The organism is Bacteroides sp. D55t1_190419_B8, from assembly GCF_015558905.1.
Classification (GTDB): domain Bacteria; phylum Bacteroidota; class Bacteroidia; order Bacteroidales; family Bacteroidaceae; genus Bacteroides; species Bacteroides vicugnae.
Window position 1 is genome coordinate 83,749 of the sequence record NZ_JADMOU010000009.1, and the last position, 16,825, is coordinate 100,573.

General features: G+C 43.6%; 9 protein-coding genes and 1 riboswitch. Of the genes, 5 read left to right on the forward strand and 4 right to left on the reverse strand.

Features of this window, described 5'->3' with window-relative positions; genetic code table 11:
- Positions 1-3: 3 nt before the first annotated feature.
- From I2I13_RS10440 to I2I13_RS10450, 3 genes are all read right to left on the reverse strand, one after another.
- Positions 4-1,983 (reverse strand): YncE family protein, encoded by a 1,980-nt coding sequence (locus I2I13_RS10440; protein WP_229128614.1) that lies wholly within the window; start codon positions 1,981-1,983, stop codon positions 4-6.
- 17 nt (positions 1,984-2,000) lie between these two features.
- The gene (locus I2I13_RS10445) at positions 2,001-4,043 is read right to left on the reverse strand and encodes a TonB-dependent siderophore receptor (protein ID WP_195649441.1); all 2,043 of its coding nucleotides are present in this window, start codon (positions 4,041-4,043) and stop codon (positions 2,001-2,003) included.
- A gap of 182 nt (positions 4,044-4,225) precedes the next feature.
- A riboswitch (cobalamin riboswitch) is annotated at positions 4,226-4,426 on the reverse strand.
- Positions 4,427-4,731: 305 nt separating this feature from the next.
- Positions 4,732-5,676 carry a DUF5106 domain-containing protein gene (locus I2I13_RS10450; protein ID WP_148364853.1) on the reverse strand — a complete coding sequence of 315 codons (945 nt, stop codon included), beginning with the start codon at positions 5,674-5,676 and terminating at the stop codon, positions 4,732-4,734.
- Positions 5,677-5,727: 51 nt separating this feature from the next.
- Between I2I13_RS10450 and I2I13_RS10455 the strand changes: the two genes are divergently transcribed.
- Positions 5,728-6,015 (forward strand): hypothetical protein, encoded by a 288-nt coding sequence (locus I2I13_RS10455; RefSeq protein WP_195649442.1) that lies wholly within the window; start codon positions 5,728-5,730, stop codon positions 6,013-6,015.
- Between the two features lie 351 nt (positions 6,016-6,366).
- On the opposite strand, the gene I2I13_RS10460 is transcribed toward I2I13_RS10455, so the two are convergent.
- The gene (locus tag I2I13_RS10460; protein ID WP_195649443.1) at positions 6,367-8,070 is read right to left on the reverse strand and encodes a DUF6377 domain-containing protein; all 1,704 of its coding nucleotides are present in this window, start codon (positions 8,068-8,070) and stop codon (positions 6,367-6,369) included.
- Positions 8,071-8,370: 300 nt separating this feature from the next.
- Between I2I13_RS10460 and I2I13_RS10465 the strand changes: the two genes are divergently transcribed.
- The 4 genes from I2I13_RS10465 (at position 8,371) to I2I13_RS10480 (ending at position 16,805) form a co-directional block, all read left to right on the forward strand.
- A complete protein-coding gene (locus I2I13_RS10465; protein WP_195649444.1) occupies positions 8,371-11,544 on the forward strand; it encodes a TonB-dependent receptor in 3,174 nt (1,057 codons plus the stop codon).
- A 20-nt stretch (positions 11,545-11,564) separates the two neighbouring features.
- Positions 11,565-13,190, forward strand: coding sequence for a RagB/SusD family nutrient uptake outer membrane protein (locus I2I13_RS10470; protein ID WP_195649445.1), 1,626 nt, complete (start codon positions 11,565-11,567; stop codon positions 13,188-13,190).
- A gap of 93 nt (positions 13,191-13,283) precedes the next feature.
- A complete protein-coding gene (bglX, locus tag I2I13_RS10475; RefSeq protein WP_195649486.1) occupies positions 13,284-15,533 on the forward strand; it encodes a beta-glucosidase BglX in 2,250 nt (749 codons plus the stop codon).
- 15 nt (positions 15,534-15,548) lie between these two features.
- Positions 15,549-16,805, forward strand: coding sequence for a glycoside hydrolase family 5 protein (locus tag I2I13_RS10480; RefSeq protein ID WP_195649446.1), 1,257 nt, complete (start codon positions 15,549-15,551; stop codon positions 16,803-16,805).
- Positions 16,806-16,825 lie beyond the last annotated feature (20 nt).

Consider the following 16,825-nt stretch of genomic DNA (forward strand, 5'->3'; position numbering starts at 1 on the left):
TGATTATTTTTTGAAATGTAAGTTTTCAACGGTTGTGACTTCGGTGGATATTTCACCCATTTGTCCTGCATCCTGGTTGACTGCAGTCGTAATCTTTACGAAGTCGATTTGATCCAAGTCGGCTGGTGTGCCGTTACCATCCACAGCCCAATCTATCTTGAAATTACTTTCTTCCTTGGTGTTGGGATGGTTGTCTGCATATCCCCATGGATAACAATATCCTACCCATAATCCATTTTCCGGAACGGCATTGTCTTTTAGGCGTGTTCCCCGGAATGTGATTTCATTATCTTCTATCCAAAGTGGATAATATGATTCCTGATTGTGGAAACTATTGCGGAGAATATATCCTTCATTGCCTTGATTGTCCTTCCAGAGCACCTTTTGGTTGGCTGGGTTCGGGCGAAAATAGGTTATTTCATATCCTCGGGTTTCTGTATCTTTCCCGTATTCGCTGCCTTTCAGTTCATACCATTCGTCATCAGGTTTTCCATTACCGTTTGCATCTTTGGATACGAATACAATTCCCGGTTCGGCACTTCCTCCCAGTTCTCCTGTTCCGGTTTTGGAATTGTAGTAAGCATTGCCTCTTACCTTGAAGTCATATTCTCCCGTTACATTCGGAATGGGCTGTGGGAATCCTAAAACAATGTAGCCACCAAATCCTCCTAATGTAATAAGCGATTTTTGCCGGATTCTGCGGGTTGCTTCTTCCAATATTTCATCGTAGGTAAATCCATCCTTGTATGCTGATGTGGTAGTATTGATAAATTGTCCGGGAGCAGGACGGTATTCCCATACTTTGTTGGCGAAAGCCAGAGGGTTTTCCGTGTCATCGTCATTATCGTCAATATTGCTTTGTGAGGCTTTGTCACTGAATGCGATGGTATTCGGGTTAAGTCCGATGTTGTTCAGGCGGAACATGAGTTGTCCTTGTTGGTTGAAACAAAGTAAGTCGCCGTAAGTGGTGTAATCGCGTGCTTCGGTGATATATACATTGTTGCTGTACGGGTTGATGTTGATACCGTAAGGTGTCTTTATCACAGTTCCATCGGTTATGAAATTCTCACGGATTGTTTCTTCTGTTTTCAGATTGAACATCTTGATAGAAGAAGTTTGTGTGGTATAGTTGTAATTGTATAGATAGGCTATATCTCCGTCGATGGCGAAGTTTTGCACTTTCTCGTTAGATTGAGTGACTTTGTTTGTCCGGCAGTCTATCTTGACGAAATTATAATCTCCGGCTTCTATATCTTCGCCACGGGTGGCTACATAGACGGTTTCATCCGGACCTGCTATTATTTTACCGGGATTCGGGCCTACTATAATTTTGTTACTTTCTTTGAATGTGGCAATATCGACAACGGATACTGTATTATCTACACCCAGCCCTGATGAATAATCCAATCCGCCGGAATTGGAAATATATAGCTTTTCGTTTTGTACACAAATGCCGTCAGGGTTACGTCCCACTGATGTGATGGCATCTATGGAAAGGGAGGTTGTATCTATACGTGCAACGGTTCCGTCATAGGAACATACGTATGCTTTATCTTTATGAAAAGCGATATAGCGTGGTTGGCGGGAACTCCCATTTTCTGCCTGCATCTGAATTTGTTTCAATGAGGTTCCTGTACGAAAATCTACCACTTCTACTGTACTGGAGATGTTGACTACGACATACACCTTGCTTCCATAAATAGCCATATCGTTGGCTGTATCTCCTAATCCCCGGTGGTTGACTGCTTTGAAGTAATCACGAACCATTTGTTGATTGCCGAAAGAGAAACGTGCCAATGAGCTGTTATTCTGGTTGAACAGTCCTTCACATAATACATATAATTCAGCGGTACCCGTTTCTGTCGGATCACCTATAATGCCTGATGTGAAAGGTTTGTCTTCCATGTCATCACATGCCATGAATAACAAGATCAATGACAGCCAACACCAGAATATATACATTAATTTCCTTTTCACGACCATATCCTATTTTATAATATTTAATATCTTATTTTTATTGTCGCTCTTACAGATCGTCCGGGCATTGGGAAGTATTTCACAATTTCGTAATTCTTGTCCATCAGGTTCAGTACTTCCACGCTGAAAGAGGTGGTGACTTTTCTTATCTGGAAATCGCGGCTTGCAGAAATACTGTGGTCGCTATAACTATCCAATCTGTTTTCGGCAATGTTTTGTCCCAACGCGTAGCGCTTTCCTGAAAATAGGAATGAGTAAGACAGATTGATCCATGGTGTTTCAATGCCTGCCTGCCCCGAAGCGGAGACACGGGGAGTGTAGGCTATCTGGTGTTTGTATGTCGATTCATACGTGTTTGGATCGGGTGGGGTAACGTCTAATGCTCGTTGGTATGTATAGTTACCCGAGAGGTTGATGCGGATTTTTTCCCAGGGTTGGAGGGAGAGACTTCCTGTAGCATCAATGCCTTTGATGTCAACTTGTCCCAGGTTTTTCATGCTCCATACTGCAAGGTTCTTGGTAGGGTAAGCGATGATTTTATCTGTTACCTTATTATAATAAGCATCGACGGTTGCTGACAAATAGGGTAGGAATGGGCATACATTCTTGCTGTATGTCAGTCCGATGTTGTATTGTTTGGCTTTTTCCGGCTTTAGTTGTGTGTTTCCTACTTCTTCGTAATATAAGTCGTTGAAACTTGCCAGGCGGAAAATATCTTTATAGAAGAAGCGTACACGGAATTCTTCATGATGAAAAGGTTTGAATGCGGCACTTACATAAGGGGTTAGTTTACGGTGATTGCCGGCACTGCCGCCTTTCTTTACATCTTCATTGATAACGGTTGCCAATGCGGATGCGGAGATTGTTAACCAGTCATTCACGTATTTGCCGGCGAATGCCGTTAGCCATGAATAGCGCGTGGGATGTACAAAGTTGTTTAGATCGGCGTTCATGGTGTTGATGCTTCCGTCGGTGGAAAGAGAGAATGAGAGGTTGCTCAACAGTCTGTATAGTACAGAAGCGGAAAGGTAATATTCTTGCTGGTAGTAGCTGTTTTCTGTTTTCTTTAATGAGTTCTTTGTATCGGGGTCCAGGTACCGTTGATAGCTCCAATTCCACTTGGCAGAGGTTTGGAATACCCATTGTTGGCTGAATTCTTTCTTGTATTGACTTTGTATGAAAGTGTTTTTATCCCACAGGTGTTGGGTAGAATGGTCGTTGTAGAAAGTGGTAGCTTTGGGTAGTCCCCGGGAGGACTGGAAGTAGTAGGCTTTCAACCGCCATTGTTCTTTATCGGAGAAGTTGCCGTAAAGTCCGGCTTCAGCACGGAATGTCTGTACGTCTGTATTTTTCCGTTTCTCGCGTGAGGACAGATCTCCTTCTGCACTTCCATAGCGCAGTGTATATGGATAATGTCCGTCAGAGGACATCCATTCGCCACTGACTGACATGCTCCATGTTTTATTGAATTGTTGTTCCAGCAGGAGGGAGGGATTGACTAATCCCCAGGAACCTGTTTTGAAAGCTCCTGCTATGTTGGTCTTTTTGTCCTTCGTGAATAGTGGGGTAAGTGTTTGTATATTCAGTATGCCTGCTGCTGCAAAGAAGCGGGCAGGTTGGAAGATATTATCGCTTTGTCCGTTGTTTAGAGAAAGTCTGTCAACATTATCGAGCGAGAAGCGACCTATATCAATTTGTCCCGTTTGGCAATCGGTCAGGGTAATTCCGTCATAGCTGACAGCAGTATGTTGTGCTCCCAGGCTTCGTATGGATACTGTTTTCAGTCCGCCGATACCTCCGTAGTCTTTCACGGTCACTCCCGCAAAGTGTTTCACTGCGTCGGAGACTTGCAGGGCGTGCAGGTTTTTCAGGGCGTCTTTGGAGAATACTTGCAGGGGAGCGGTTGAACGTACTTCGCGAGTCTGGTAGATATCTGATACTGTTATTTCAGGAATAGAATATGTATGTGTCGTATCTACCTTTTGCTGTTGTGCAAAAAGTGATATGGATAAGAATTGGCAGCAGAATACTGCAAAGATCATTTTCTTAAATGTTCTCTCTTTCATTTATTCCTTTTTCAGTCTATTGCTATTTAAAAGTGTCCGGGCGAAATCCCTTCGACCGGACACGCATAAATAAACTTGGCAGAGTTTATTCGTTTTAACACACTTTCTCTGAATCAGAGTGATGAATGAAATGATGGACGACTTGTCCCGTTCATTAGACTCAACGCTTTTTCCTCGAAAGCAGTGAAACATATTTGCATGGTAGGTCTTCTGACTTGTTCCTGCTACAAACGCCTTCCCGGATTAGTCTCCAGTGGCAATGAGTGAATTGCTTGTAACATACATGGAACTTACAGCAGCGGGACTGTTCAGGATTTACACCTGATTCCCTTTTAATCGCTTCCCCCGCATGGGAGTCGCGAACCAATGCGTGACAAAGATAGCGAGTTTATTTTGCTTTTGCAAGGGGGAGTGTTCTTTTTCTTTCGTCTTGATACGAAAGAGAAAGAACCAAAAAGAAAACACCTGCGCTTGACGCTGAAAAACGAGGCCGGGAAACCATGCGGTGTGTTCGTGAGGTGGGTGTGGGGGAGGGGTAAGCGTTGGTGGGACTTTGGAAAAATGGTGACGCTATCCGATATAAATAGTGACGGTATATGCTCAAGATACTAACGGTATCCTTGCCATATACCGTCACTATTTTTTCTATGTTAATCAAGTGTCCTATATTAGTTCGTATAGTGTATGTTTACTGTTCGCTTTTCATTAGTAGGTATTCTTCGATGGCTTGTGCGGGGGCGTCTTTTAAGAGCACAGTTTTTTCCTTATTCAAAAGGTAGAGGGTGGGGATTGCTTTCAAGTCGTATAGTTGTTGTTCTTTGATGGCGAATTTCTTGTCGTATCCGTTGATCCATTCTTTGGGGAATTCGTTCAGATGTTTGCGCCATTCGTCCAGTTCTTCGTCAGGATAGACGGAGAGGACTGTTAGTTTCTTTTGTTCCAGAAGTTGGTTGATGATAGGGGCGTTTTTCAGGGCATCTATCGTTTCTGTGCAGGCATGGCAACCTGGGTTGTTGATGAATAGCAGGATGTAATCCGTTTGTTGTTGGTAGAGGGAACCTTGCGCGCCGGAAGCCAGCGTGTAGTTGAAGTTCAGGGCTTTGGTGCCGATGCGGTTTTTCTGGGCTAATTCCCGGCGGGCTTTGGGACGTACTTTTTCTATTTCCTCTAGCAGGGGGGAAGTTAACATAGCATCTAATACGGGGATGTAGAATTCTTCGTTACGCATGGGGGAGTTGGGGTCGTAGAGATATTTATCGGCCAGATCGGTGATGTAGGTGAATACCTTTTTGTCTGCGTTCGTTTGCTCGATTGTTTTCCGCATGGCTTCTTGTGCGGTTTTCAACGGGACGTGATTCAGTATGTCACAATAGTCCGCCCAGGCTTGTTCGGTTATTTCGGGGTGGTGGATGTAATTGGTGTCGGCGAAGTTGACATGATCCCAATAGTGCTTCACGAGGAATTCTGCACGTTGCTCCGGAGCTGTCATCATTTGCGGGATGGCGGGCAGGGTGAAGGTTGTAATAGTATCCCGGGGAGCTTCGTTTTCACATTGATTGGAAGCGTTTCCACTTTTGCAGGCACAAAGAAGGAGAATACACAAAGTAAATAGGATATTTATATTCGTTTTCATGACTTGCTATTTTTCGTTTAACTTATGTATGTGCATTGAAGTATACATGTATTGAAGACAAAGATAACTTTCTTTTTATTTTTATCAAAAAAATCATCTTTTTTTCAGTTACCGGAGTTTCAAATGGTGAATTTGCGAAGTTCGGGAAAGGATGAGCTGGAAAGAGGATCATGTTCTGTTTTTAAGATTTCCATCGAAAAAGAATGCTTCAACATGATTAAACCAGAAGACAAATTGCATAAACAAATGCAAGAATATGCAGAAACTCCGGCTTATTTTGTATGTTTTAGCGAGGAATATGCACTTTTGGGGGTAAGTAAAGCCTCCATTTCTTACTGATATAGCTTTGGTTTCTCACCGATGAACCTTCTGTTTCTCACCGACAAACCTTTGGTTTCTCGGTGAGGAAGCTGCGAAGGCATAAAAAGGGAGTTTTTTTGAGCTGGTTGGTCTTCGCCGGGTGATAAAAGGAAAATGGCAAAAAGACCGTATACCGATGATTTGTCTTTCCAAAAGAGTCATATAGTGGTAAATTACTTTTGTGTTGAAAGAAAAACGTTCTAAAATGTAAAATATAGGATTCCGCTGAAGGAAAATGCTACGCATTTAGTTAATCTTCCGCACGGTGATCCAATCTATTGCATTCTCGTGTGTTTTAATATTCCTTTTTTAAGGAAGTATGCACAGTGGTCATTCTTGCATTTTGCCCAGACTTTTCACTGTATTGGCGAACTCATCTTTCGGTACAATGGCTTTGTTGCGTGTCTTCAGTCGGTTGTTGTAGACCGTCTGCGGAGAGCAATGTAAGAATTCGGCTATCTTCACGCTATCGTTAATTCCCAGACGTACCAGCGCATATATGCGTAGTTCGGTATTCAGTAATTCTCCATCTTTTAGTAAAATCTGCTCGTCGGGATGCAGCAGGGCGTTGAAGTCTTCGACAAAATTGGGATAGACATGTAGAAAGATGGCGTCGAAGTTATGGTAAAGCTCTTTCAACTCATTCTGTGCCATAATCGGAGAGTCTGTCAATTCTTTTATGTCATCAAATTGTTTGGCTTTCATTTTCCTGTTAATACTTTTACGGAATTCGTCCAACTTGCTGATATAGTTGGAACAGATGGAAAATACGTAACCTATATATTCTTCCTTTACATAATTGGATTCGCGAAGTTGGGCGTTTGTTTCTTTCAACTGTTCATTTAACGACTGTAACTGGCCGTTTGCTTTTTCCAACAGTTGATGGGTTTCCGACAGTTCGTCCACATGTTTGTTCAGCAACTGATTGCTTTCATTCAGTTGGGAGCGTGAATATGCCAGTCGCTTCATTTGCATATAGATATAGAGAATGGCAATCAATAGGATGATTGAAAGAATACTGACCAGAAACAAGAATGTATGCAAACGGGCTTCCTGTCGGATATTTCTTTCCTGATAGGCCCGATGAATGGCGTCTTGTGTTTCCGAAATGCCGATAACACGTACCCGGTTGCGATAAAGTTGGGCGTTTTGGAGGCAGTAATTAATATAGGTATAGGCACGGTCTATATCATTCAGTTCATACAATGTTTTTGACAGCTCTTCCAGCGAAGCAATGTCCTTGTTTGCTGTTTTCACATCCGCCATTGCCGAATAAATCATATATTTCAAATACTCGTTTTGTTGATTGCTATCCTGATAAAGGCAGGCTAGGATATAGGCATTCATTGCATCACGTCGAGTTTCCAGGGATGACCTCTCTACTTCATTCAAGAGTTCTTTCTTTATGGACTCCGTTTCAGTGGTTCCCAGAAATTTCCACCCTTTGTACCATAAATAGAAAGGGTCTTGAGGAGTGATGTAGGCATAGATAGAGTCTTTATACGCTTTTTCTTTCTCATAATATCCTTCACGGATATTTGTATTGTTATCTCCTGAATACTGTCTGAAATGAGAGTACAGATACATCAACTGTCCGTAATATTCCACTTTCAGTTCAGGGGTGAGTAATTGGCTCGAAACATTGCGTAATTCATCTAATGCCTCCTTCAACAAACCGGTAGCAGCCAGAAGAAAAGACTTCTTGATTTTCCATTCCGCTTTCCATTCTTTTTTATTTAGCTTGTCGGCGATGTCCAGATTCTGGTCTACATAAATCATGGCGGAATCGGAATTGTAAACGGAATATTCATCGTAATACATCTTGTTCAGCCAATAGCGTTCTTCTGATGTACGGATATTCCGTCCCTGGTTATGGAGTTGGTTTATTTTGGCCTCTTTAGCAGCGACGAAATCATCCTTTCGCGCGATTAAAGAATCTAATTTTGATAGAAGAGACTCAATTTCCATACTATGGGAGTCAGCAGACAAAAAGGTAGAAGTAAATAAAAGTAATAAGGTAAGCAGATGTTTCATTGTACTATATTTGGTTAGACGTACAAATATAAGTCAATCCTTTTAAATATGGCGGATGTTCTTTAGGAAAAAGTTAGGTTATATAATCGTTTGATGATGAATACCTCTTCCCGTTTTATTTATTAAAGTTTACTTTTTGCTCTCTTCTTTTTATAGTAATATGTTAATAATTAGATTTTTATCAAAAACGGTGGTTTACTTTTGCGCTTTACCTGCTCATACAGGCTATATGCACTTGTTTTATCTTTGCGTTGACAAAAGTCATAAGAAATTTGAGTGTTAACTTTAATATTTTGTGTTATGAGAAATGATTTAAAAAAGACGCAAGCGTTCAGATATATGTTATCTGTCGGATGCTTGCTGTTTTTCTTTTCTATCGGTATGTTTGCCCAGCAGCAGACTGTGAAAGGAGTAGTAAAAGATGTAACCGGTGAGCCCATTATCGGTGCGAGTGTATTGGTAAAAGGTACTAATAACGGTACTATTACTAATCTTGATGGTGCTTTTTCTCTCTCCAATGTAGAAGAGGGGGTAGAGATTGAAATAACCTACGTAGGTTATCTTCCGCAAATTGTGAAAGCTACTATCGCTCCGCTCAACATTATTTTACGGGAAGATACGAAAACTTTGGATGAAATAGTAGTGATTGGTTATGGTACTCAGAAGAAGAGTGTGGTAACGGCCTCTATTGCCAAGGTCTCTTCCGAAGATTTGAGCAGAACATCTCCCACACGTGTGGACAATGCGTTGAAAGGTCTGGCAGCCGGTGTTCAGGTTACTACCCTCAATGGTCAGCCGGGAGCGAGCTCAAGAGTACGTGTGCGTGGTATTGGTACTATCAACAACTCCGACCCGCTTTACATTATTGATGGTATGCCGGTAGACGGTGGTATTGATAATATCAATCCCGCTGATATTGCCAGTATCGAAGTATTGAAAGATGCAGCTTCCGGAGCCGTTTATGGGGCTCGTGCGGCAAATGGTGTTGTTCTCGTTACTACAAAGAAAGGTAGTATCGGCAAAACTAAAGTGAGTTATGACTTCTCTTATGGATGGCAAAGTGCATGGAAGAAGCGGGATATGCTGAATGCTACCCAATATGCTACATTGATGAATGAGGCTGCCGATTATGCAGGCGAGGCTCCCCGTTACGAACAGGTTGCTTCTTTAGGTTCGGGTACCAATTGGCAGGACGCCTTGTTCTATGATAATGCTCCGGTCCAGAATCACCAGTTAAGTATCAGCGGTGCTTCCGAGAAGGTAAATTACTATTTTTCATTAGGATATTATGATCAGGACGGTATCATTGGGGGAAACTACGATGCTTCCAACTACCAACGTCTGTCACTGCGTAGCAACACAATGTATACGCTGTTTGACGAATCGGAACAACGTAATTGGCTGAAAAAGATGACATTCTCTATGAACATAGCTTATTCTCGCGTGAATAGTGTGGGTGTCACTGCCGGCAGTCTGACCGGATCTCCGCTCGGCGACGCTTTGTTCATGGATCCTACCATGTCCGTTTACGCTAAAGATGAAAGCGAACTTCAGAATTATGACCGGAATACTTATGGTGACCCTATCTACGACAAACGTAGCGGACAGTTGCTTTCCATGCCGAGCAGTGATTTCAATGAACTTGCTAATCCGCTTGCAAGACTTTCCTTACCCTATGAAAAGAATAATTCTGATAAGATTATCGCTACTTTGGCTGCCGAACTAAGTGTTTGGGATCATTTGAAATATAAATTCTCTTGGGGGTCCGACCTCGCATTCTGGGGAAAAGACGGATGGAATCATCCTCACTATCTGAATAAAAATGCTACGAATGACAAATCGAAAGTGTGGTCTGAAATGAATCGTGGCTATACGTGGCAGATTGAGAATGTGTTGACGTATGACAAAACGTTTGGTGTTCATTCGTTTGCGGTTGTGTTGGGGCAGTCGGCCAAGAAGTATACAGGACGCGGATTAAAGGGCGATGCAATGGATATGATTGAATATATTGGGGACAAGGCAAACTTGGATTTCACAACCGGTTTGCAGTCTGCAGGTAAACGTAATGCCACCGGTGGGGCATTTGACCCGACAACGTTGGCTTCCTACTTCGGTCGTTTGAGCTATAACTATGATGAACGCTATATGTTACAGGTTACTGTGCGTCGTGACGGTTCGTCTAACTTCGGTCCTAATAACAAATGGGCTACCTTCCCTTCCGTATCTTTAGGATGGAACATAACAAATGAAAAGTGGATGGATCAACGTCCATCTTGGTTGACTAATACAAAACTGCGCCTCTCTTGGGGTAAGAACGGTAACGAAAATATCGGAGCTTTCCGTTATATGGCCAATGTAGCTATCGGCAACAACTATGTGTTCGGCACTCCGGGATACCAGAGCATCGTCATGGGTAGTAAGCCGTCCGGTACTCCCAATAAGGACTTGAAATGGGAAGAATCGGAACAATATGATGCCGGTCTGGATTTCGGCTTCTTCAACAATGCTTTGACTTTCACGGTGGATTATTTCTACAAGAAGACGAATGGCATGCTGAAGGAAATGAGTATTCCTTCTTACTTGGGTGAGTCCAAGCCTTGGGGTAACGTTGGTTCGATGAAGAATGAGGGAGTTGAATTGGAGCTGGGGTATAAGTTCAATAAAGGTGACTGGAACTTCGGAATATCCGCTAATGCCAGCTATCTGAAAAATGAATTGATTAATCTGGGGAATGCCGATGGCTTTGAGATGTATGACAATGTTCACCAGATTGGTAACGTATCCCGTGCGGAAAACGGAATGCCATATCCTTATTTCTATGGTTATAAAACAAACGGTATCTTCCAGAACAAGGAGCAGATTGATGCTTATGTGAATGATAAAGGGCAGAAGCTGCAGCCCAACGCAGTGCCGGGTGACGTAATCTTTGTAGACTTTGACAAGAACGGAGAGATCAATGATAAGGATAAGACAATGATTGGTAAGGGAACTCCTGATTGGACATTCGGTTTGAACCTCAATGCTTCCTGGAAAAATATCGACTTCAGCATGTTGCTGTCAGGTGCTATGGGGCAGGAAATCATGGATGTAACCCGTCGTCTGGACTGCCGCTATGTGAATCTTCCCGCAGAGTTTATGAATCGTTGGCATGGTGAAGGAACTTCCAATACAATGCCTCGTTTTTCTTGGGCAAACAACAATGATAACTGGCGTGTTTCTGATCTTTATGTCCATAATGGTTCTTACGCACGTATCAAGAACATTCAGTTGGGTTATACATTGCCGTCCTACCTGACTCAGAAGATCTTTATTCAGAAGCTTCGTTTCTATGTGGCTGCCGAGAACCTGCTGACAATGACTTCTTATAAAGGTCTTGATCCGGAACTCAATGGTGACGAACGTTCCAATGGTATCGACCGTGGTTACTATCCTCAGGCGCGTACCTTTACCGTAGGTGTTAATCTTAATTTTTAATGAATATAAAGCATACAGATATGAAAAAGTTTACATTATATAGCTTCGCCGCTCTGGCTTTGATGCTGGGTACAGCATCTTGCGGCGACGACTTCCTGTCAGTTGAGCCTTCAAGCAGCTTGCCCATTGACGGATATTATACTACAGAATCCCGAATGATGGAGTCAGCAGTGGCTGCTTACGATCCGATGCAATGGTATGACTACTTTGGTGGATGGGCACCCTTGAGCTTGGTATGGGACGCTATGGCTGATGATATGTATGTCGGTGGCGGCAACACATCCGACCAGTCACAGATTCACCTGATTTCCCAGTACAAGTCCGATCCCCGTAATAATATCGATGGAGCGTGGACAACAAGTTATTCAGGTATCAATCGGTCTATCCGGTTGATTGATAATGCGAAGGATTCAGATCTATCCGATGATAAAAAGGCTCTTTTTATAGCCGAAGGCCGTGCGATGCGTGCCTGGTATTATCTTGTTCTCTGGAAAACATGGGGCAATATTCCTTTTTATGAAGAGAACTTGACCAGCCTTCCTTATCTGGCAGATCAATTAACTGTAGATCAGGTTTATGAAAAGGTGGTTGTCGATTTGGAAAGCGTGCTGGACAGTGAAGTACTTCCGATGAAACAACCCGACGAATGGGCCGGACGTATGACGCAAGCTGCTGCTTCCATGATTTACGCTGATTATGTGATGTACCAGAAAGACCAGTCCCGTTACGGAAAGGCTTTGGGATATATGAAAGCAATCATCAATTCGCACAAGTATGACTTGGTTAAAAATTATAATGATCTTTATGCGCTTGATAAGGAATGGAACGAGGAAATCATATTCGATGTAAATTATATAGCTAAAGGAGGTAAACGTACTTGGGGGGATGCCAATTTTACAGGTGGTACTGTATATCCTGAAATGATTGGTATTGATGGCTTGACTATCAAATGTGCAGAGGGGCATACTCCTGAATTTACAAGCGGATGGGGGTTCGGCTCTGTTTCTAAAGAAGTGTATGATGCCTTTGAAGACAATGACCGTCGTCGCGATGTTGCCATTCTTAATCTGGATAAATATGCAAGGGCGAAATTCGCTGAAGGGGATACTGTCACTTATGGTGGCCGTTATCAGAACACCGGTTACTTCCTGCGCAAATATCTGCCCCGTCCGGGTGATACGGAAGGTAGTGTAGGTGATGCCGGTTTGAACCATGATGAAAATCTTCATCTTTACCGTTATGCCGAGACATTGCTCAATGCGGCTGAACTGGCTTTGGCTACGGGTGACGGTCTTGCGCAAGATTATTTCGATCTTGTCCGTGAGCGTGCCGGTGTAGCTTCTATCCCTGTTACCATGGATAATATCATTAATGAACGTCGACTTGAATTTGTGGGTGAGGGAAAACGTTATTTCGACCTTGTCCGCTCCGGGAAGGCTGCTACCGTACTCAAAGCCGGAGCCGGTGTGCTTCTACGGACTAAGCGTACCTATAATTTTGACAAGAATCAGTGGGAAGGTGAAAATACTTGGGGTGGACAGGCTATCCCGGAACGTGTTGACTGGACAGAAAATAAGAAATACATTCCTATTCCTCAGAGTGAAATAGAAGCTGCACAAGGCTCGATTACGCAGAATCCATACTAATTTAATAAGTATATTTCCTTAGAATGCCTTGCTTGTGCCACGCCTTTGACGCGATATGAGCAAGGCATAATCAAATTAGAAGAATAACATATGATGAAACATTTCAAACTGTCTTCTGCCTGTTTGCTTATGCTTTCTTTCTTTGCCTGCACACCGCAAGCAGGTAGTGAGAAGGATAGGGACATAGATAATAAGGTCGAAGAACTGCTGGGTAAGATGACTTTGCAGGAAAAAATAGGGCAGATGAATCAGCTGAGTCCGAATGGAAGCATTGATCAGATAGCCGGAGTGATAAAAGAAGGGAAAGTGGGTTCTCTGTTGAATCTGACTGACCCTGAATTGGTGAATAAAGTGCAGGAAATAGCTGTGAAGGAATCCCGGTTGGGGATTCCTGTCCTGATGTCGCGTGATGTGATTCATGGATACAAAACTATATTTCCTATTCCATTGGGACAAGCGGCAACCTTTAATCCCCGAATTGCAGAGGATGGAGCCCGCATAGCCGCTGTTGAGGCATCTGCCGATGGTATTCGCTGGACTTTTGCTCCGATGATTGATATTTCCCGTGATCCGCGATGGGGACGTATGGCGGAAAGTTGTGGCGAAGATCCTTATCTGTCTGCTGTGATGGGAGCGGCGATGGTTAAGGGGTTTCAGGGGGATTCTCTGGACGATCCGACAGCCATAGCGGCATGTGCCAAGCATTTTGTGGGTTATGGTGCCGCTGAAGGTGGCAAGGATTATAATTCGACATTCATACCGGAACGTGAATTGCGCAATGTCTATTTCCCTCCTTTCGAGGCGGCTGCCAAGGCAGGGTGTGCCACGTTCATGACTTCTTTTAATGATAATGACGGAGTGCCTTCTACCGGTAATTCCTTTATATTAAAAGAGGTGCTGCGTGGAGAATGGAATTATGACGGCGTAGTTGTGACGGATTGGGCGTCGGCTACCGAGATGATTGCGCACGGTTTCTGCAAAGATGCGAAGGAAGCGGCTGAAAAGTCGGTCAATGCAGGTATAGATATGGAGATGGTAAGCGGTTCCTTTATGGAAAATCTGGAGACTTTGGTAAAAGAAAAAAAGGTTTCGGTAGCTACTATTGATAATGCAGTTCGTAATATCTTACGTTTAAAGTTCCGCTTAGGGTTGTTCGATAATCCTTATGTGGTATCAGATCAAACAGTAAAATATGCGGAAAGTCATTTGGCGAAAGCGAAAGAAGCAGTAGAGCAGTCGGTCATCTTATTGAAGAATGATAACGAGGTTCTTCCTTTGGGAGAGATGGTGCGTACGGTTGCTGTAGTCGGTCCGATGGCGGATGCCCCTCATGACCAGATGGGTACGTGGGTGTTTGATGGTGAAAAGGAACATACACAGACTCCGCTGAAGGCATTGCGGGAAATGTATGGAGACAAGGTTCAGATTATTTATGAACCGGGATTGGCCTATAGCCGCGACAAACAGACTTCGGGTATAGCAAAGGCGGTGGCAGCAGCCCGGCGGGCGGATGTGGTACTGGCTTTTGTCGGTGAAGAATCTATTCTGTCGGGCGAAGCTCACTCCTTGGCTGATTTGAACTTGCGTGGAGCGCAATCGGAATTGATTGAAGCGTTGGCAAAAGCCGGTAAACCGCTGGTGACGGTGGTTATGGCAGGTCGTCCGCTCACTATTGGTAAAGAAGTGGATGAATCGGCTGCCGTGCTTTATTCCTTTCATCCGGGAACGATGGGTGGTCCGGCTATTGCAGATTTACTGTTCGGCAAGGTTGTTCCGAGTGGGAAGACTCCGGTTACTTTTCCGAAGATGGTGGGACAGGTCCCTGTTTATTATGCGCATCACCACACGGGACGTGCTCCCAGCGGCAAGGAAACATTGATTGATGATATTCCATTGGAAGCCGGGCAGACCTCGTTGGGTTGCACTTCTTTTTATATGGATGCAGGTTTTGGTCCTTTGTTCCCCTTTGGTTACGGATTGTCGTATACTACTTTTGCCTATGATGTGTTGGAATTATCGGCTGATAAGTTGGCGGCAAATGCTACATTGACGGCGAGAGTGAATGTGACGAATACCGGAAAGTATGCCGGAACAGAAGTTGTCCAGCTCTATGTGCAGGATAAGGTGGCTTCTGTAGCCCGTCCGGTGAAGGAGTTAAAAGGTTTCCAGCGTGTCACTTTACAGCCGGGAGAGACCAAGACTGTAACTTTCTCATTGCCCGTCAGTGAATTGGCTTTCTGGAACATTGATATGAAGAAGGTGGTGGAGCCCGGAGAATTTAAGTTGTGGTTGGGTACAAACAGTGAGGAAGGACTTTCCGCTGATTTTGAAGTAATAAATTAATCGTTAGAAATAGGTATGAAATATATAATTTATGTATTATTGTTTGTGGGGGGATTTGCTTCATGTCAGCAAAAACAGGCGCAGCAACAGGAAATTGCGCCTGCTCCTGAAGCATTCGTGCGTGTGTCCGGACAGGACTTGATTCAGCCGGACGGCAGCAAATTATTTATTAAAGGTACGAATCTGGGTAACTGGTTGAATCCCGAAGGATATATGTTCGGCTTCAATAAAACTAATTCCGGACGTTTCATCAATGAGATGTTTTGTCAGATGGTAGGTCCGGACTTTGTGGCAGAATTTTGGAAACAGTTTAAAGACAACTATATCACCCGCAAGGATGTGGAATTTATCGCTTCTACGGGGGCAAATACCATTCGTCTTCCTTTCCATTATAAACTCTTCACTGATGAGGACTATATGGGGCTGACAGGGGGGCAGGACGGATTTGCCCGTGTGGACAGTGTCGTGAACTGGTGTCGTGATAATAATCTTTACCTGATTCTGGATATGCACGATGCTCCGGGCGGACAGACAGGTGATAATATTGATGACAGTTACGGTTATCCCTGGCTGTTTGAAAGCGAGGTAAGTCAACAGTTGTTCTGTGATATTTGGAAGGAGATTGCCGATTATTATAAGAATGAGCCTGTAATATTGGGATATGAGTTAATCAACGAGCCTATCGCTCCCTATTTTGAAAATATGGAAGAACTGAACGCAAAGCTGGAACCTCTGCACAAGCGTGCGTTGAAAGCTATTCGTGAGGTGGATAACAATCATATTGTCCTGATCGGAGGAGCACAGTGGAATGGTAACTTCAAGCCGTTCAAGGATGCTGCTTATGACGATAAACTGATGTACACTTGCCATCGTTACGGAGGTGATCCTACAAAGGAAGCTATCCGGACTCTTATCAATTTCCGTGACAGTGTGAACCTGCCGATGTATATGGGTGAAATCGGTCACAATACTGATGAATGGCAGGCGGCTTTTTGTAAGGTGATGGAAGAAAACAACATCGGGTACACTTTCTGGCCGTATAAAAAGATAGATGGCTCTTCGTTTATGGGTATCAAGGTGCCGGAAGGTTGGGAGCAAGTAGCTGCTTTCTCTGAAGCACCTCGCGCTACTTACAAAGAGATACGGGATGCACGCCCTGATCAGGAGGTGGCAAAGAAAGCGATGTCGGCGTTTATAGAGAATAGTAAATGTGAGAATTGTATGCCGCAAACGGGTTATATCCGTTCGCTGGGCTTGTGGGTTAATAAATAAAAAATGGATGACCATGAAAA

Excerpts from the sequence above, each read along its gene's own strand:
- I2I13_RS10440 (WP_229128614.1), bottom strand. The coding sequence starts at position 1,983 with ATGGTCGTGAAAAGGAAATTAATGTATATATTCTGGTGTTGGCTGTCA.
- I2I13_RS10470 (WP_195649445.1), top strand. The coding sequence starts at position 11,565 with ATGAAAAAGTTTACATTATATAGCTTCGCCGCTCTGGCTTTGATGCTG.
- I2I13_RS10465 (WP_195649444.1), top strand. The coding sequence starts at position 8,371 with ATGAGAAATGATTTAAAAAAGACGCAAGCGTTCAGATATATGTTATCT.
- I2I13_RS10480 (WP_195649446.1), top strand. The coding sequence starts at position 15,549 with ATGAAATATATAATTTATGTATTATTGTTTGTGGGGGGATTTGCTTCA.
- I2I13_RS10460 (WP_195649443.1), bottom strand. The coding sequence starts at position 8,070 with ATGAAACATCTGCTTACCTTATTACTTTTATTTACTTCTACCTTTTTG.
- bglX (WP_195649486.1), top strand. The coding sequence starts at position 13,284 with ATGAAACATTTCAAACTGTCTTCTGCCTGTTTGCTTATGCTTTCTTTC.
- I2I13_RS10450 (WP_148364853.1), bottom strand. The coding sequence starts at position 5,676 with ATGAAAACGAATATAAATATCCTATTTACTTTGTGTATTCTCCTTCTT.
- I2I13_RS10445 (WP_195649441.1), bottom strand. The coding sequence starts at position 4,043 with ATGAAAGAGAGAACATTTAAGAAAATGATCTTTGCAGTATTCTGCTGC.